The organism is Shewanella sp. Isolate8, assembly GCF_022398495.1.
In the GTDB taxonomy this organism is placed as follows: Bacteria; Pseudomonadota; Gammaproteobacteria; order Enterobacterales; family Shewanellaceae; genus Shewanella; species Shewanella aquimarina.
This window is the reverse complement of record NZ_JAKEVI010000007.1, coordinates 1-16,084: the sequence shown is the minus strand read 5'-3', so window position 1 is coordinate 16,084 and position 16,084 is coordinate 1. Positions and strand designations below refer to the sequence as shown.

The 16,084-nt window shown below is 53.7% G+C and carries 16 protein-coding genes and 1 rRNA gene; 9 read left to right on the top strand and 8 right to left on the bottom strand.

Translation table 11 applies throughout. The features are described from left to right. Positions 1-17: 17 nt before the first annotated feature. The 5 genes from L1D43_RS19160 to def are packed head-to-tail and all read right to left on the bottom strand — an operon-like array spanning position 18 to position 5,685. Positions 18-1,460, bottom strand: coding sequence for a TrkH family potassium uptake protein (locus L1D43_RS19160; protein ID WP_239854064.1), 1,443 nt, complete (start codon positions 1,458-1,460; stop codon positions 18-20). 30 nt (positions 1,461-1,490) lie between these two features. Continuing rightward, complete coding sequence (trkA, locus tag L1D43_RS19155; protein ID WP_041509791.1) at positions 1,491-2,900, bottom strand: Trk system potassium transporter TrkA; 1,410 nt, start codon at positions 2,898-2,900, stop codon at positions 1,491-1,493. A gap of 10 nt (positions 2,901-2,910) precedes the next feature. Then, on the bottom strand, positions 2,911-4,194 hold the full coding sequence (gene rsmB / locus L1D43_RS19150) for a 16S rRNA (cytosine(967)-C(5))-methyltransferase RsmB (protein WP_239854063.1): 1,284 nt from the start codon (positions 4,192-4,194) through the stop codon (positions 2,911-2,913). Continuing rightward, a complete protein-coding gene (fmt, locus tag L1D43_RS19145; RefSeq protein ID WP_239854062.1) occupies positions 4,191-5,165 on the bottom strand; it encodes a methionyl-tRNA formyltransferase in 975 nt (324 codons plus the stop codon). Before fmt ends, rsmB begins: the two co-directional genes overlap by 4 nt. A 7-nt stretch (positions 5,166-5,172) precedes the next feature. Then, complete coding sequence (def, locus tag L1D43_RS19140; RefSeq protein ID WP_239854061.1) at positions 5,173-5,685, bottom strand: peptide deformylase; 513 nt, start codon at positions 5,683-5,685, stop codon at positions 5,173-5,175. Between the two features lie 125 nt (positions 5,686-5,810). Between def and L1D43_RS19135 the strand changes: the two genes are divergently transcribed. From L1D43_RS19135 to L1D43_RS19125, 3 genes are all read left to right on the top strand, one after another. Next, positions 5,811-6,908, top strand: coding sequence for a LysM domain-containing protein (locus L1D43_RS19135; RefSeq protein ID WP_239854060.1), 1,098 nt, complete (start codon positions 5,811-5,813; stop codon positions 6,906-6,908). 88 nt (positions 6,909-6,996) lie between these two features. Beyond that, positions 6,997-8,016 (top strand): DNA-processing protein DprA, encoded by a 1,020-nt coding sequence (gene dprA / locus L1D43_RS19130; protein ID WP_239854059.1) that lies wholly within the window; start codon positions 6,997-6,999, stop codon positions 8,014-8,016. Positions 8,017-8,018: 2 nt separating this feature from the next. Continuing rightward, positions 8,019-8,492, top strand: coding sequence for a DUF494 family protein (locus L1D43_RS19125; RefSeq protein WP_011867527.1), 474 nt, complete (start codon positions 8,019-8,021; stop codon positions 8,490-8,492). A 57-nt stretch (positions 8,493-8,549) separates the two neighbouring features. Here the strand turns inward: L1D43_RS19125 and L1D43_RS19120 are convergent, their stop codons facing one another. Next, positions 8,550-10,331 carry a collagenase gene (locus L1D43_RS19120; protein ID WP_239854058.1) on the bottom strand — a complete coding sequence of 594 codons (1,782 nt, stop codon included), beginning with the start codon at positions 10,329-10,331 and terminating at the stop codon, positions 8,550-8,552. Positions 10,332-10,467: 136 nt separating this feature from the next. Here L1D43_RS19120 and L1D43_RS19115 point away from each other — a divergent pair, with 136 nt between their 5' ends. From L1D43_RS19115 to hemF, 3 genes are all read left to right on the top strand, one after another. Beyond that, positions 10,468-11,034 carry a type I DNA topoisomerase gene (locus L1D43_RS19115; RefSeq protein ID WP_239854057.1) on the top strand — a complete coding sequence of 189 codons (567 nt, stop codon included), beginning with the start codon at positions 10,468-10,470 and terminating at the stop codon, positions 11,032-11,034. A 91-nt stretch (positions 11,035-11,125) separates the two neighbouring features. Next, the gene (locus L1D43_RS19110) at positions 11,126-11,683 is read left to right on the top strand and encodes an L-threonylcarbamoyladenylate synthase (protein ID WP_239854055.1); all 558 of its coding nucleotides are present in this window, start codon (positions 11,126-11,128) and stop codon (positions 11,681-11,683) included. A gap of 18 nt (positions 11,684-11,701) precedes the next feature. Then, on the top strand, positions 11,702-12,613 hold the full coding sequence (gene hemF, locus L1D43_RS19105; RefSeq protein ID WP_239854053.1) for an oxygen-dependent coproporphyrinogen oxidase: 912 nt from the start codon (positions 11,702-11,704) through the stop codon (positions 12,611-12,613). An 83-nt stretch (positions 12,614-12,696) separates the two neighbouring features. Here hemF and L1D43_RS19100 read toward each other — a convergent pair whose 3' ends face one another. After that, positions 12,697-13,125 (bottom strand): group II truncated hemoglobin, encoded by a 429-nt coding sequence (locus L1D43_RS19100; RefSeq protein ID WP_239854052.1) that lies wholly within the window; start codon positions 13,123-13,125, stop codon positions 12,697-12,699. Positions 13,126-13,315: 190 nt separating this feature from the next. Between L1D43_RS19100 and aroE the strand changes: the two genes are divergently transcribed. Both aroE and L1D43_RS19090 read left to right on the top strand, forming a co-directional pair. Next, positions 13,316-14,143 carry a shikimate dehydrogenase gene (gene aroE / locus L1D43_RS19095; protein ID WP_239854139.1) on the top strand — a complete coding sequence of 276 codons (828 nt, stop codon included), beginning with the start codon at positions 13,316-13,318 and terminating at the stop codon, positions 14,141-14,143. A 40-nt stretch (positions 14,144-14,183) separates the two neighbouring features. Then, positions 14,184-14,456, top strand: coding sequence for a DUF1488 domain-containing protein (locus L1D43_RS19090; RefSeq protein WP_239854051.1), 273 nt, complete (start codon positions 14,184-14,186; stop codon positions 14,454-14,456). Positions 14,457-14,575: 119 nt separating this feature from the next. Here the strand turns inward: L1D43_RS19090 and L1D43_RS19085 are convergent, their stop codons facing one another. After that, on the bottom strand, positions 14,576-15,133 hold the full coding sequence (locus L1D43_RS19085; RefSeq protein WP_239854050.1) for a gamma carbonic anhydrase family protein: 558 nt from the start codon (positions 15,131-15,133) through the stop codon (positions 14,576-14,578). A 471-nt stretch (positions 15,134-15,604) separates the two neighbouring features. On the opposite strand from L1D43_RS19085, the gene L1D43_RS19080 reads away from it, so the two are divergent. Then, positions 15,605-16,084, top strand: a 16S ribosomal RNA gene (locus L1D43_RS19080); the annotation flags it as partial.

Below are 16,084 nucleotides of genomic sequence, written 5' to 3'. Positions count from 1 at the left end.
TCTAGGCGCTAGTTTGTTTAGTACTTCCAGAAGTTAGGGTGGAATAGCACCGCTACCGTCAAGATCTCCAGACGTCCCAGCAGCATGCCGATGGCCAGCGACCACTTGGCGATGTCCGGCAGGCTGGAGAAGTTCCCCGCCGGGCCGATGACTGGCCCAAGCCCAGGGCCCACATTGGTCACCGCGGTGACGGCACCGGTAAAGCTGGTAGTGGGATCGAGTCCGGTCGACACCAAGATCACCGACAAGAGCACTATCACCAGCATAAACAGCAGGATGAAGGTGACTAGGGAGCGCACGATATCTTCGGTAATTGGCCTACCGTTGTAGCGCTCCTTGAAGATGCCGTTAGGGTGGAACTGCTGTTTTAGCTGCTCGCGCATGATGGCGATGGCGATCTGGAAGCGGAATATCTTGATTCCCCCCGAAGTCGAACCCGAACAGCTGCCGGCAAACATCAAGAAGAGGAAGGCCACGTTGGCTACCGCGCCCCAGGAGGTATAGTCGGTGAGGCCATAGCCAGTGGTTGTGACCACTGAGACCACGTTAAAGCTGGCCAGGCGAAGGGCGTCTGCCGCTGTCATGTCGTGTCCATGGTAGAGCCAGAAGGCCAGGCTGCAGGAGACGAATGCCAGGAAGACGAGATAACCCTTCACCTGAGCATCGTCCCAGATCCGCAGCGACTTCTGCGACAGGCTATGAACGAACATCAACAGGGGTAAGCCGCCGGCCGCCATGAAGAGGGTACCGACCCAGTGGGCGGGCTTGGAGAAGGCTGCCATTGAGCTGTCAGAGGTGGAGTAACCGCCGGTCGAGAGTGTGGTCATGGCATGGTTGATCGCCTGAAACCAGGTCATGCCTGCCAGGTGGTAGGCCAGACCACAGGCTATCGTCAGCAGAATATAGACATAGAAGAGGTGCTTGGCCATGTCTTGGGTGCGGGGCACGGCCTTGTCGCTCCAGTCGGAGGACTCGGTGCGAAATAGCCGCATGCCACCCACGTTGAGGAAGGGCAGAATGGCTACCGCCATCACGATAAAGCCGATTCCCCCCAGCCACTGCAACAGGGAGCGCCAGATCAGGATGCTGTGATCCATGGTATCTAGGCCGGACAACACGGTAGAGCCCGTGGTGGTGATCCCCGACATGGTCTCGAAGAAGGCGTCCGTGTAGTTGATGCCGTGATACAGGGTAAAGGGCATGGCGGCAAACAGGCTGACGATAAACCAGGTTAAACTGGTGAGCAGAAACATGTCGCGGATATTGAGGCGGATGTTCTCGCTCTGTCCCTGATGCATGCAGGCGCTGGCACAGGTGCCGGTGACCAGCGAGGCGATCATGAAGGCGCCCACCGTCTCCTCGCCATAGAGTAGGGCGAAGAGCAGCGGAATAAACATAAAGGCAGTCAGGGTCGACAGGAACACGCCTAATATGAAGAGTAGCGGCCGAAAATTTAGCATCGCGAATTTAGTCTTTGCTTCTCGAGTGGCTTAGAAGAAGAATGCACTAGGCTGGAACAGCTTTTCAACTTCACCGATAAATTTCTTGTTCACCAGGAATAGGATCACATGGTCGCCCTGTTCGATGACCGTCTTATCGTGGGCCATCAGCACCTCGTCGTCGCGGACGATGGCGCCAATAGTGGTGCCGGGTGGCAGCTTGATCTCGCTGATCTGCTTGCCCACCACCTTAGAAGTGCTTGGGTCGCCATGGGCGATGGCTTCGATCGCCTCGGCGGCGCCGCGTCTTAATGAGTAGACGTTACAGATATCCCCCTGACGGATATGGGTCAGTAGCGCCGATATGGTCGCCTGTTGCGGCGAGATGGCGATATCGATATTGGCTTCTTGGACGATATCCACATAGGCTTCGCGTTGGATCAACACCATCACCTTCTTGGCACCCATACGCTTGGCTAGCAGGGCGGCCATGATGTTGGCCTCATCGTCGTTGGTCACCGCGATAAACACGTCGGTCTGGTCGATATGCTCTTCGAGCAGCAGCTCCTGATCTGAGGCGTCACCGCAAAACACAGTGGTATTTTCCAGCTTCTCCGACAGCGCCTCGGCGCGATCCTGCCTGTGTTCGATCAGCTTGACCGCATGATTGCGCTGCAGCTGCTTGGCCAGCCCCAGGCCTATGTTACCGCCCCCGGCGATCATGATATTGCGGTAGGTGTTATCTAGCTTCTGCATCTCACTCATCACGGCGCGCACGTGGCGACTATCGGCAACGAAGAACACCTCGTCGTCGGCCTCTATGATGGTGGTGCCTCTGGGCATGATGGGACGGCCCTGTCTGAAGATGGCCGCCACACGTGTGTCGATATTGGGCATATGTTCGCGCAGTGCGGCCAGGGCGTTACCCACTAGCGGGCCGCCATAATAGGCGCGCACCGCCACCAGGCTGAGGCGTCCCTCGGCAAATTCCAGTACCTGCAGGGCGCCAGGGTATTCCACCAGGCGACGAATATAGGCGGTCACCAGCTGCTCGGGGGCGATCAACTCATCTATGATGAAGCCGCCGCGAGGACGGTTTTCGCTCTGCTTGGTCTCGCTGTCGATAAACAGCTTGTCACGCAGGGCCAGATACTGCTCCGAGCGGATTCGGGCGATCTTGGTGGGGGTGCCATAGAGGGAGAAGGCAATTTGGCAGGCGGCCATGTTGCACTCGTCGCTGTTGGTAACAGCAATTAACATATCGGCGTCTTCGGCGCCGGCATCCTTGAGGACACCAGGGTGAGCACCGTGGCCCAGCACTACACGCAAGTCATACTTGTCTTGCAGCGAGCGTAGCCTGTCGCGGTCATTATCGACTATGGTGATGTCATTGTTTTCACCCACCAGGTTTTCCGCCAATGTGCCGCCGACCTGACCCGCGCCTAATATGATAATTTTCATAGCCTAAACTTTATCCCTTAACCAAGCGAGCGTAGTAAAACCCATCCATATTGTCTTGGCCTGGCGTGATCTGCCAGCCAATGTCATCGCGATTTTGTTGTTGTGCGATGGGGACCAGGGTTGCGTCTTGGGTTCTCGCTAAGAAAGCCTTGATCTGTTCGGCGTTCTCTTGCGGTAAAATTGAGCATGTAGCATACAAGAGTGTGCCACCGGGTTTAAGCCACTGCCAGCAATGATCCAAAATTTGTGACTGCAATGTGGCTAGATCTTCGATATCGGCCTGCTTTCTGAGCCATTTGATGTCCGGGTGACGACGAATCACACCGGTGGCCGAACAAGGCGCATCCAGCAAGATGCGGTCGAACTTATCGCCCTGCCACCAGGAGTCTATCTTGGCGGCATCACCATGCACCAACTTGGCCTTGAGGCTTAATCTGTCGAGGTTTTGCTGTACCCGCTCCAGACGCTTGGCGTCGAAGTCTACCGCTACCAGATCGATACTGGGCTGACTCTCCAGCAGATGACAGCTCTTGCCGCCAGGAGCGGCGCAGGCATCGAGGATCAGCTCATTTTGCTCGGGCGCCAGCAGGCTGGCGGCCCATTGCGCCGCGCCATCTTGTACCGAGGCGGCGCCATCGGCAAAGCTGGGAAGCATACCGACATCTTTGGGGCTCTCCAGCAGTATGGCGTTGTCGCTCGCCCCTGGTGTTGCGGCTATCTCCTGCTCGTCGAGTAGCGCCAGATATTGCTCTCGCGTCTGGGACAACTGATTGTTACGCAACCACATGGGTGGGCGTTGATGGCTCTGGGCGATCACCTCTTGCCAGCTATCTGGGTAGGCGGCCTTGAGGCGCTTGATCAACCAGGCTGGGGTGTTGAAGGCCAGAGTCTCATTGTCTTCGGGCAGCGGCTTCTGGTTACGCTGCAGGTTGCGCAGCACACCGTTGACCACCTTGACCAGGCCCTCGAACTTGAGCTGGCGACAGGCCTCGGCGGTTTCCGAGATCGCCGCATGGCCGGGGATGCGGGTGAAATAGAGCTGATAACATCCCACGAGTAGTAGCTGATGTACGATGCGCTGCTTGCCCTTGAGTGGCTTGCTCATGCAGTCGCTCACCAGCTTATCGAGCTGGGGAAGATGACGCATCACGCCATAGCAGAGTTCGGCCAGCAGGGCCTTGTCCTTACCACTGGTGAGTCTTTGCTGCTGCTCTGGCAGGGCGACAGACAGGGAGACACCCTTCTCTAGTACCTGAAAGACGACTTTGGCGGCGAGAGCTCGCAGATTCTTCATGCCTGCGCCTCGTCCTGTTTGGCTACACCCTGCAATTGAGTGCCCGGGGTAAACCAGTCGCCGCGGGCGTTAAGCACGTCCGCCACCGCCATGGCTTTCTTGCCTGGCAGTTGAATCGTCTCGAGGATCAGCGCGCCTTTGCCGGTGGCGACCACTATGCCCTGTTTATCGGCGCGGATGATGGTGCCCGGGGCCTGCTTAACGGCCTCGTTAGACACGCTGGCCTGCCACACCTTGATCACCGCATCTTGGTGGGGGAAGTGGCTTGCGGGCCAAGGATTGAAGGCGCGAACTTCACGCCAAAGCTGCTCAGCCGGTTTGCGCCAGTCGAGCTGCGCCTCTTCTTTACTCAGCTTATCTGCGTAGTTGGCCAGGGCTTCATCTTGTGGCTCAGGTGTGAGGTTACCTTCGGCCAGTCCCTGTAGCGCCTGGATCAGGGCGCTAGGTCCCTGCTCGGCCAGCTTCTCATACAGGCTGGCAGAGGTATCGCTGTCTTCGATAGGTAGGTGGGTCTTGAGTAGCATGTCGCCGGTATCTAAACCTATATCCATCTGCATTATGGTGACACCTGTTGCCTCGTCACCGGCCCACAGGGCGCGTTGAATCGGCGCCGCGCCGCGCCAGCGAGGCAGGATGGAGCCATGCACATTGATGCAGCCCAGTCTAGGGGTGTCCAGCACCACCTGAGGCAAGATAAGGCCATAGGCGACCACCACCATGATGTCGGCGCCGAGAGCGGCGAGCTCTGCCTGGGCTTCTTCGTTTCTCAGGCTCACGGGTTGGTAGACTGGGATATCATGCTCGAGTGCCAAGGTCTTGACCGGGCTGGCCTGTAGCTTCTTGCCACGGCCCGCGGGTCTGTCTGGTTGGGAGTAGACTCCGATAACCTGGTGCTCTGAATCGATTAAGGCTTGTAGATGGCGGGCGGCAAAATCTGGCGTACCCGCAAAGAGTATCTTGAGTGGTTTCAAATGGGGCTTATCCTTGTTTGGCTTCGAGGCGCGCGGCTTTTTCGAGTTTCTGTTTGATACGCTGACGCTTGAGGGGCGAGAGGTAATCGACAAACAGTTTGCCATTGAGGTGATCAAGCTCATGTTGCAGACAGATGGCGAACAGGCCATCAGCCTCTAAAGTGAACTCGTTGCCATCTCTGTCCTGTGCCTTGATGGTGACAAACTCGGCGCGATCGACTTTGGCATAGATGCCGGGAACGGAGAGGCAGCCCTCTTCGTTGCAAAAATCGCCACTTTTCTCAATTATCTCTAAATTTATGAAAACCTTAGGGCGTTCTACGTCATCTTGCAGGTCCATAACGATCAATTGATGATGGTAATCTACCTGGGTCGCTGCCAGACCAATTCCCTTCTCTTCATACATGGTTTCGAACATATTATCGATTTGTGTCTGAAGCTCAGCGTTAAATTCTGTAATGGGCTTAGCAATGGTGCGTAAGCGCTCATCGGGAAAGCGTAAAACTTTTAGTAAACTCATACATAAACTCTTAACAAGTCTGTCAAATTCGAGTCAGTTGGTTATACTGACTTTGGCTAATGGGTTAATTTTAATCCTTAGTGGCATTCAATAACAGTAAAAGCTCTATATAAAGGGCAAACAGCATGGATACCCCCATGAAACGACTAATTTTACTCGGTTTAATGATTTTTAGTAGTTCGTTTGTTGTCGCGGATACCTTGACATTGAAGTCTGGCCATCCCGATTCGTATGTGGTGAAGAAAGGAGATACCCTCTGGGACATCTCAGCGCAATTTCTCAAGGACCCCTGGCGTTGGCCTAAGCTCTGGGGCGCCAACCCACAGATCGCTAACCCTCACCTTATCTATCCCGGCGACAGGCTGACCCTGGTCTTTATCGACGGCGAACCCAGATTGGTGGTTAAGCCTCATGTTCGTAAGAGTCCCGAAGGGCGCGTCTTGCCTAAAGGTGGCGCAATCCCAGCCGTGGATCTTAGCCTAATCCAACCCTATCTGGTGCAAAACCGAGTGGTCGATGGCGAGTGGTTCGATAAGCAACCTATGGTCATGGGCGGCGAGAGCGAGTCCAGACACCATGTGACCGACGATGTTATCTATGTCCAAGGGGAGCTGACCCTGGGGGACAAGTTTGGTGTCTATGCCAAGGGACGTCAGTTTGAAGATGCCGAGTCTGGTGATGCGCTGGGATTGGAGGTCATTCTAACCGCTAGCGGCCGTGTCATCGAGTCGGGCCCTGTGTCTAAGGTGCAACTGCTGAGCAATATGCGTGAGACCAAGGCGGGTTATCGTGTGCTGCCTATCGAAGATGATTCCTTGATGTCCGCTTATTTCATGCCTAAGGCGGCGACCACGCCTGGTAAGGTGCTCGCCTCGGATAAAGGTGTACGTGAAATGGGTAAACTGGATGTGGTCTATATCGACCGTGGCAGCCAGGATGGTGTCGAGCCAGGCCATGTGTTCTCCATCTTCCGAGATGGCGTTGAGGTGGTGATCGATGGTGACGGCCAGCCGGTACAACCTGAGGATCGCAGCACCTATGAGGAGCTTCTGGCGAATATCTCTTCCGATAACGCGGTGAAGATGCCAGATATCTATCGCGGTAAGGTAATGGTCTTCAAGGTGTTCGACCGTGTCAGCATGGGGCTTATTCTGATTAACGAGAAGCCTGTGCGTGTTCATGATAAGTTGCTGCAGCCGGATACCCTGTTAGCAAGCGAATAGTGCCATCGACGACAAACTGGTCGACTGGCTAGTTGTTTGTGCAGTACCCGGGTTAGGACCGGCCCGGGTTAAACAATTATTAAACTACATGGATGTAGCAGAGCTCAGGCAAAGGCTGGAGCATGAACCCGAAGCCTTACCCCTGCCTGAGCGGCTGTTGACGACTAACTTGACCCCCGACTTTGCCTTGGTCGAACAGGCGTTAGCATGGCAAGATGCCGAGTCTCATCATCATATCCTCTGTCCTCAAGATCCCCTTTATCCTAGCCTGCTCCTGCAGATTAACGACCCACCGCCGATCCTATTTGCCAAGGGCGACATCAATGCCATGGTGCATCCCTGTATCGCCATGGTGGGCAGCCGCGCTGCGTCTCAGTCGGGATTAGCCGCTAGCTATCAACTGGCCCAGGAACTCGCCGCGGCCAAGGTTGCGGTGATCAGTGGCATGGCGGCTGGCATCGATGGTGCGGCCCACCAGGGGGTATTAGATATGGATGGCGTGACCCTGGCCGTGTTGGGCACAGGCATAGAGGTGGTCTATCCCAAACGTCACAAACCCATCTACGACAAGATCCAGCAGAGGGGCTGTGTGCTCAGTGAGTTCTGGCCTCAGGTTAAACCCTACGCGGGTAACTTTCCTAAGCGTAACCGCATCATCAGCGGGCTGTCGCTGGGCGTGTTGGTGGTCGAGGCGGCGCGAAAGAGTGGCTCGTTGATCACTGCGCGATTGGCGCTGGAGCAGGGCCGCGAGGTGTTTGCCGTACCGGGTAACATCCTGGCTGGGGATCATCAGGGTTGTCATGATTTGTTACGGGATGGCGCTAAATTAGTGGAGTGCGCCGCCGATATTATCGAAGAGGTTGCAGCTTTATCAAGATTTCACCTTGAAGAGTTGCATCGTCGTCACCATATAGGGGAGGAGTTAGCTTCTGATTTGCCATTTGCCTCACTGTTAGCTAGTGTAGGCTATGAGGCCACGCCATTAGATGTGGTGGTCGAGCATAGTGGAAAAACGATAGAGCTAGTATTAGAGCAGTTGCTTGAACTTGAACTACAAGGTTGGGTTTCAGCTGTACCCGGTGGTTATATAAGACTTAAGAGGAGCTAGCCATGTTCGATATCCTCATGTATCTATTTGAAAACTATGTGCACAGTGAGGTCGAGTTACTGGTCGACGAAGACGAGTTGACCCAAGAACTGACACGAGCAGGTTTTCATCAATCGGCGATTATTAAGGCCTTGTCCTGGTTAGAACACCTGGCTTCGCTACAAGAAAGTGATCAACCCTACCTATGTAATCATGATCAACACTCTTTCCGTATCTATACTCAGGCCGAGATGGAGAAGTTAGATGTCGAGTGTCGTGGTTTCCTGCTTTTCCTAGAGCAGATCAAGGTGCTCAATGTCGAGCTACGCGAGATGGTGATCGATCGTGTGATGGAGCTGGATGAGCCTGCATTGATCCTTGAAGACCTTAAGTGGGTGATCCTCATGGTGCTGTTTAATGTGCCAGGCAACGAGTCCGCCTATGAGCAGATGGAAGATCTGATCTTCGAGCAACCCGATGGTCGGCTACACTCCTAATTGACTCGATTCGGATTTCAAAGAAAGGAGGCCTGAGCCTCCTTTTTTAATGCTTGATTAAAAATGTTGATGGGCGCTATCTAACTTAAGATGAGCAGGCATCAAATAATCGCGATAGGCGTAACGATTTAGCTTGTTTATCTTGGGCGTCTTATTTGTTTCTTTCTCTTTAAAATCGGCAACCTGCTGGGTTAGCCATACTGAGAATGCTTCCTGCTGCTCTGAGAGTTCATCGAGCAACTTCTCATAGCCCTCAAAATAATCTGTCTTCAGGTAATGGCTGAGATGCACCAACTCCTCTGGGTGCTGCTCGGCCAAGAAGCGGATTGCCATGTAACTCCATTTATAGGTGCGGTCGAGACCATCCTTATATTCGGTGGCGAAGATGGTCTTGAGATCCGGCGCCTCATCTAATTTTTCCTTGATTACCTTCAGGGTCGATGGATTGTCATTGCCCTTGGAGACGTACTCCGCCAGGCCTTCCGACCACCACACCAGCTTGCTCGGGAAATGGCCGAAGCCGCCGTATTTAACGAAACGACCATCGAGATAGTGAACGTATTCATGATTCAGGTTCCAGATGGCAAATTCCGGGGCTATCCAAAACTGACGATAGGCGAAGAAGCTGGCCTGATTATCTGGGTTAGATGGCGTTCCTTCGATATATATGCCGCCATTATCCGTGCCTATGTCGAACAGCAACTGGCCGTAGGCGTTGTATTGGCTCCAATTTTTGAAGGCCACCACCTGCAGCGCGTCATTGTTATCGTTGGCGGTAGGCCGATGCTTTGTCTTTAGCAACTGATGAAAGTGTGCCTCCTGGGAGGTGAGCTTAGTACAGCTGATGCTGAGCTCATCCGGAGTCAGATCCTGCGCCAGGATATACAGGCTGTCTGAGCATTTATGGCGTATGGGTAAGATCTGCGATTGCTCTGGGATCTGACAGATAGTGCCGCGTGCCTTGCAGGCCTCCTGGCCGGCGAAGGCATTTACATGATAGCCCAAGGTGTAGGTGGTCTTAGCCGCATCCCCTCGCCGCGCAACATCTCGCTCGGCCATCTCGGCCATGGCGTCGTCCAGTGCCTGTTCGGCTGGCGTGATCTTGCCCTCATCGCCGCTGGGCAGTGCCAGGCGGTAGAGCCCAAGCGCCCAGTAGGCATTGGCTCTTGGCCAGTCCCGCTGACCGTGCAGGCTAAGGGGAGAGGCGGCAAAGTCGAGCAGTGGCTTATCTAATCTGGCGGCAATCAATTGTTGGTTGAGGGTACCCTCGGGCTGTTTGCGCGCAGCGTTCAGCAGCATGCCATAGGCTCTCAGGGTCTCCCACAGGGCGTAGTCTGTCGCCAGGCTGGGGGATTGGTTAGCGATGCGGCTCAGTTGCTGGTTTAGTAGGGGCAGTAATCTGCCAACTTGCTCGGCGTGCTCATCACTTTCTTCTTCAGTATTGGCATAGTAGCGATACAGGGTGACAGCGAAGTGTTCCTGTAATCTGGCACTCTGACTGACTAGCTTGCTTTGACCTAGCTTGTTTAGCGCATCCGTTAGCGCGGCGTATTCAACACTGGTCAGCGCGTCCATAGGGCCGAAATAGCTAAAGGCCCTCAGGTAGTAGAGCTGGGCATCTAGCGTTTGCTCGTCCTGGCTCTGAATGATGGCTTGTACCGCCTGATTGAAGCTGGCCTTATCGAGTAAAGGGTTGTCATGGCTGAAGCTTTGCTGCGCTGGCATGGTGTTAAGCCGGCCGATAAAGGCAGGGTCTAGCTGTGTCGGCGCCGTGGTGCTGCACCCCAGTAACAGACTGGGGCCGAGTAATAAGAGTGCGCGGAGGGATTGGTGTAACATAGAGTCTCCATCTATTTTTGCATACAATATATTTCATTGTCATGAAGAAGACTAGCTATAATTAAATGCACATTCGATTCCCAAGGCGCTGTAGAGCTTGATAAAATGGCTAGAGTCACCGGCTGTCGAGAAAACCATGTCTAAGATAGATGATCAACTGTTTAGTTCACACGAGCATGCACTAGAGAAAGAGTATGAACTCTGTCCCAAGTGTGGCTGCGAGCTGTCGGTAAAAAACAGTAAACATGGTGGGTTCATCGGCTGCAACAACTACCCTAGTTGCGACTATACTCGGCCCCTGGTGCATCACGAATCGATAGAGACTCAGGTGATCCAAGGCTCAGAATGCCCCGAGTGTGGCGCCGAGCTGGCGGTGAAGTCGGGCCGTTTCGGTATCTTTATCGGCTGTACCCGATATCCTGAGTGTAAGCATATCGAGAAGCACGATCAGGAGGATCCGACCGAGGCCGTGACCTGTCCCAGTTGCCATAAGGGCGTGATGGAGCATAGAACCAGCCGTTTCGGTAAAAGCTTCTATGCCTGTAGTGCCTATCCTAAGTGTAAGTTTTTGGTCAATTATCCTCCCGTGCAGGAGACCTGTCCCGATTGCGGCTTCGGCATCTTGGTCGAACGCAAAGGCGCCGCAGGCATGCGGCTGGAGTGTCCTCAAAAGGCCTGTAAATATAAGCGCCCGCTAGCCTAAGCGTTCTCTACCATTGTTCGCATTAGCTTTGTCTGTATAATCTCGACGCATAAGGTCAAGTCGACCCGTTGAACAAGAAAGGTAAGGCCACATGTTACAGCAAGATCCTGGCGCCCTGGTTGAAACGGTACTGCAAGGTGGCGTCATAGCCTATCCCACCGAAGCCGTTTATGGACTGGGCTGCGATCCCGACAATGATGAGGCGATTCAGAAGCTGCTCGACCTAAAGCAGCGTCCCTGGCAGAAAGGCTTGATCCTGGTTGCCAGTGATTTCAGTCAATTAACGCCCTATATCGATTGCTCTGTCCTCACCGAGGCGCAGATGCAGTCGGCCTTCGATAAATGGCCCGGCCCCTTCACCTTTATCATGCCGAAACATCCTGGGCTATCCAGCCTGTTGAGCGGTCAGTTTGACTCCCTCGCCGTGCGTGTCTCCAATCATCCTGGCGTGCAGGCGCTATGTCAGGCGCTGGGTAAGCCCATCGTCTCGACCAGTGCCAACCTGACCGGAGAAGAGCCCGCCTTGACTCCAGAGGAAGTCATACGTCAGTTTGATGGCAAGATAGATGGCCTGGTGGCCGGTAGCCTAGGCGCCGAGCCTAAACCGTCGACCATCATAGATGTGATCAGCGGAAAGATTTTACGATAACCATAGCAAGGAATTTTTATGAAGCCCGATGCCACTCAAGTCAAAGCATTCTTACTCGACCTGCAACAGAGGATCTGTGAAGGCCTAGAACAACTCGATGGCGAGGCCAAGTTTGTGGCCGACTCCTGGAAGCGGGAAGAGGGCGGTGGCGGCACGAGCCGCGTATTGACTAAGGGTAAGGTGTTTGAGCAGGCTGGGGTGAACTTTTCCCATGTGACCGGCGCGGCCATGCCGGCATCTGCCACGGCGCACCGCCCCGAGCTGGCCGGGCGTAGCTTCGAGGCCATGGGCGTCTCCCTGGTGATCCATCCTAATAATCCCTATGTGCCGACGACCCACGCCAATGTGCGCTTCTTTATCGCCGAGAAAGAGGGAGCGGATCCTGTCTGGTGGTTCGGTGGCGGGTTCGATCTGACCCCTTACTACCCGTTTGAGGAAGATGTGGTGACCTGGCATCAGAGTGCCAAGGCATTGTGCGAGCCCTTCGGCGAGGATGTTTATCCTAAATATAAGAAATGGTGCGACGAGTATTTCTTCCTGCCCCATCGTAATGAGACCCGTGGCGTCGGTGGTCTCTTCTTCGACGATCTCAATGAGCCTGGGTTCGAAAACAGCTTCGCCTTCATGCAGGCGGTGGGCGAGGGCTTCTTGAAGGCCTATGCGCCGATTGTCGAGAAGCGCAAAGACACCGAATATGGGGAACGTGAGCGTGATTTCCAGCTCTATCGTCGTGGCCGCTATGTGGAATTTAACTTGGTATATGACAGAGGCACGCTGTTTGGCCTACAAACCGGTGGCCGTACCGAGTCTATCCTGATGTCTATGCCGCCACTGGTGCGTTGGCAATATGCCTACACTCCTGAGCCGGGCAGTGCGGAGGCGAAACTCTATAGCGACTTCCTCAAGCCGAGAGATTGGCTGCCAGCGTAGAAGGTCAACCAGAAGCAAAAAAGGACTCTATTGAGTCCTTTCTTGTTTTACACATTTTGGTTTTGCACATATTGGCGCCTATGCTATTGGTTACGCATATGATCGGCTAGAGTCGAGATCGCCTGGTAGATGGCTTCCCTATGTTGCGGCTCCTTGATCTCTATCGCTAATGCTCGCTGCATGCAGAGTAGCCACTGATCGCGCATGTTCTCGTCTATGCTAAAGGGCATGTGCCTGGCGCGTAGGGCCGGGTGTCCATGACGTTGATGAAACAGCTGTGGGCCACCTAGCCAGCCGCTGAGGAACTCGAACAGCTTCTGTTCCGACTCGGCAATGGGGGATCTATGCATGGCCAATAAGGCCTGTGTGTCTGGGTTGGTCTGCATCTGGTGGTAAAACTGTTTGGCGAGCGCCCTGATCACCTCTTCACCGCCAATTCTATCGTAGGCGTTTGATTGCTGAGGATCGCGCTCGGCCGAAGGCTTGGCCATCATCTTCTTTAACCACTTCATCTGACTCTCTCGTGGGCTCTGTTGGACTCGATTTAGATATCAAGCGGCACACTAGCGGATTCTCCAGTTGCAATCAATGCTAGTTTCCCTGAAGAGATTGCATGGCGTCGCCCTTTGCTTCGCCTAAAAAGCTCAGTAGACTGGGCGCAATCGGATTAACAGAGACAGTTACCCCATGACACAACCGCTGGTGCAAGACAGATATGCCGTATTTGGCCATCCCATAGGGCATAGTAAATCTCCCGCTATTCATCAGGCTTTTGCCCAGTCGACAGGGGAGTCGCTGCGCTATGAAGCGATTTTGGCGCCCCTCGATGGTTTTGCCGAGTCTCTGCAAAGCTTTTTCAATGAAGGGGGGAAGGGGGCGAATGTGACCCTGCCATTCAAGGAGCAGGCCTATGCCTTGTGTGATTGCCTGAGTGAGGAGGCGAGACTCGCGGGAGCGGTGAATACCCTTAGCCGCTTGGATGATGGTCGTATCAAGGGAGATAATACCGACGGCTTGGGGCTGGTGGCGGATCTCGAGCGTCACATAGGAGCCTTAAGCGGTAAAAACGTCTTACTTATCGGTGCCGGCGGCGCCGCGCGAGGCGCCATACTGCCGTTATTGAATGCTGGTATCGCCTCTCTGACGATTCATAATCGCACCCATAGCAAGGCCGAACTACTGGCCGAGACATTTAAGGCGTATGGTCAGGTTAAGGCTTGCACCTTAGACGAGCTGAATCATAGTTTCGATATCGTCATCAATTCAACGTCTGCCAGCTTAAGTGGAGAGTTGCCGAATCTGCCCCATGAGATTATCGCTGCCCATACCGTCTGCTACGATATGATGTATGGCAAGGATCTCACCGCCTTTAACCGCTGGGCCTCGAGTCAGGGGGCGGGTGAGGTGATTGATGGCCTCGGCATGCTGGTGGGCCAAGCGGCTAAGAGCTTCGCCATCTGGCGTGGCGTCGAACCTGCCGTCGAACCAGTGCTGGCACAGTTGCGTAATGAGCTTGCCGTGCAGGCATGAGAGTAGCTATGTCGTTAGTTGGCAATAGGAGTAGCAAGCCATGAATCAAAGCATCATATTTACCGAGCAACTGACCTGGGATGGTCAGCAAAATGCGATTTACTTTACCGCGCAGCAGCAGGGGATGTTGATCGACTGCTACATAAGCCAGAAGGTGCTTGAGCATCTGGCGGCCGAGAAGATTAATAACAGTGAACAGGCATTGTCCTTGTTTGAACAGTTTCGTTTCGATATCGAGGAGCAGGCGGAAAAGTTGATCGAGCAAGAGGCGTTTGACGTTCAAGGCCATATACAGGTTGAGCGCGTCGACTAGCTCATTCTAAAGTTTGCCCCTAGCGCTTACGTTGATGCTGCATAGGGGCGCCGAATCATCGACGCCATGCAGGTTGAGTTTAAGTCGCATTTCTCGATAGAGAAGCTGTCAATAACTGTCTAGGTCGGCAGATCCTGCAACGCCTCTTCAATATATTCGTTCTTCAGGCGGACATAGTTGTCCGCCGACTCTGGCAGGAAGTTTATTTCTGCCTCTGTCAGCGCTCTCACCTTCTTGGCCGGGCTGCCTACATAGAGGTGGCCACTCTCCAGTGTCTTGCCGGGTGGAACCAAAGAGCCTGCACCTAAGATCACATCGTCTTCTATTATTGCGCCGTCTAATATGATGGCGCCCATGCCGATAAGGATACGGTTGCCGACTCGGCAGCCATGCAACATCGCCTTATGACCTATGGTGACATCATCGCCTATGAGGAGTGGGTGTCCTTCGGGGCGGCTGGCCGATTTACGGGTGACATGTAATACGGTGCCATCTTGTACGTTTGAACGTTTACCAATGCGGATGTGATTCACATCGCCTCGCGCCGCGACCATGGGCCAGATGCTGGCATCTGTGTCTAAAGCAATGTCGCCGACGAGTACACAGGCTTCATCAATATACACACTGGCATCAAATTGTGGGCTAAGGCCCTTATAGGCACGGATAGATTTTGTCATGGCTAAGTCCTTAAAACGGCCAAATGAGTGGGGGTTACCCAGTATAATGGGGAAAAAGTAGCTAGTCAGGCGAAAAAGCGCGCAAACAATGCAAAAGAAGCACTTTTCTTTTAAAAAGCCCTTGCACAAAAGATTTGGCTCCCTATAATGCGCTCCCACTGACACGGCAAACGGCGCTACTTAGCAACGATTACCAAGCTCAGATGGTTAAAGTGATAAAGTTGAAAAACTTCTTAAAAATCACTTGACGCCAACATCGGGAAGTGTAATGCTCTTTAACAAGATAAAACAAGAAATCTGTGTGGACACTCACAGGTATTGAGTTAATCGAAAACGATTTAAATCTCAATGCAATGATGAGAGTCCATAGCAATATGTACAAACATGTAAGTGATTCTTCCGAGTCATTTATGTGAATCAGAATTCATTGAGTCGCTTCCTTTTGAATAAAGAGTGGAGCACAAAAACTTTTAATTGAAGAGTTTGATCATGGCTCAGATTGAACGCTGGCGGCAGGCCTAACACATGCAAGTCGAGCGGTAACATTTCAAAAGCTTGCTTTTGAAGATGACGAGCGGCGGACGGGTGAGTAATGCCTAGGGAACTGCCCAGTCGAGGGGGATAACAGTTGGAAACGACTGCTAATACCGCATACGCCCTACGGGGGAAAAGAGGGGCTCTTCGGACCTTCTGCGATTGGATGTACCTAGGTGGGATTAGCTAGTAGGTGAGGTAATGGCTCACCTAGGCGACGATCCCTAGCTGTTCTGAGAGGATGATCAGCCACACTGGGACTGAGACACGGCCCAGACTCCTACGGGAGGCAGCAGTGGGGAATATTGCACAATGGGCGCAAGCCTGATGCAGCCATGCCGCGTGTGTGAAGAAGGCCTTCGGGTTGTAAAGCACTTTCAGCGAGGAGGAAAGAAGCACTTTCAGCGAGGAGGAAAG

Bases quoted from the DNA above. Each gene is read 5' to 3' on its own strand.
- L1D43_RS19160 (WP_239854064.1), bottom strand. From the start codon at position 1,460: ATGCTAAATTTTCGGCCGCTACTCTTCATATTAGGCGTGTTCCTGTCG.
- trkA (WP_041509791.1), bottom strand. From the start codon at position 2,900: ATGAAAATTATCATATTAGGCGCGGGTCAGGTCGGCGGCACATTGGCG.
- rsmB (WP_239854063.1), bottom strand. From the start codon at position 4,194: ATGAAGAATCTGCGAGCTCTCGCCGCCAAAGTCGTCTTTCAGGTACTA.
- def (WP_239854061.1), bottom strand. From the start codon at position 5,685: ATGAGTTTACTAAAAGTTTTACGCTTTCCCGATGAGCGCTTACGCACC.
- L1D43_RS19135 (WP_239854060.1), top strand. From the start codon at position 5,811: ATGGATACCCCCATGAAACGACTAATTTTACTCGGTTTAATGATTTTT.
- dprA (WP_239854059.1), top strand. From the start codon at position 6,997: ATGGATGTAGCAGAGCTCAGGCAAAGGCTGGAGCATGAACCCGAAGCC.
- L1D43_RS19125 (WP_011867527.1), top strand. From the start codon at position 8,019: ATGTTCGATATCCTCATGTATCTATTTGAAAACTATGTGCACAGTGAG.
- L1D43_RS19120 (WP_239854058.1), bottom strand. From the start codon at position 10,331: ATGTTACACCAATCCCTCCGCGCACTCTTATTACTCGGCCCCAGTCTG.
- L1D43_RS19115 (WP_239854057.1), top strand. From the start codon at position 10,468: ATGTCTAAGATAGATGATCAACTGTTTAGTTCACACGAGCATGCACTA.
- L1D43_RS19110 (WP_239854055.1), top strand. From the start codon at position 11,126: ATGTTACAGCAAGATCCTGGCGCCCTGGTTGAAACGGTACTGCAAGGT.
- hemF (WP_239854053.1), top strand. From the start codon at position 11,702: ATGAAGCCCGATGCCACTCAAGTCAAAGCATTCTTACTCGACCTGCAA.
- L1D43_RS19100 (WP_239854052.1), bottom strand. From the start codon at position 13,125: ATGAAGTGGTTAAAGAAGATGATGGCCAAGCCTTCGGCCGAGCGCGAT.
- L1D43_RS19090 (WP_239854051.1), top strand. From the start codon at position 14,184: ATGAATCAAAGCATCATATTTACCGAGCAACTGACCTGGGATGGTCAG.
- L1D43_RS19085 (WP_239854050.1), bottom strand. From the start codon at position 15,133: ATGACAAAATCTATCCGTGCCTATAAGGGCCTTAGCCCACAATTTGAT.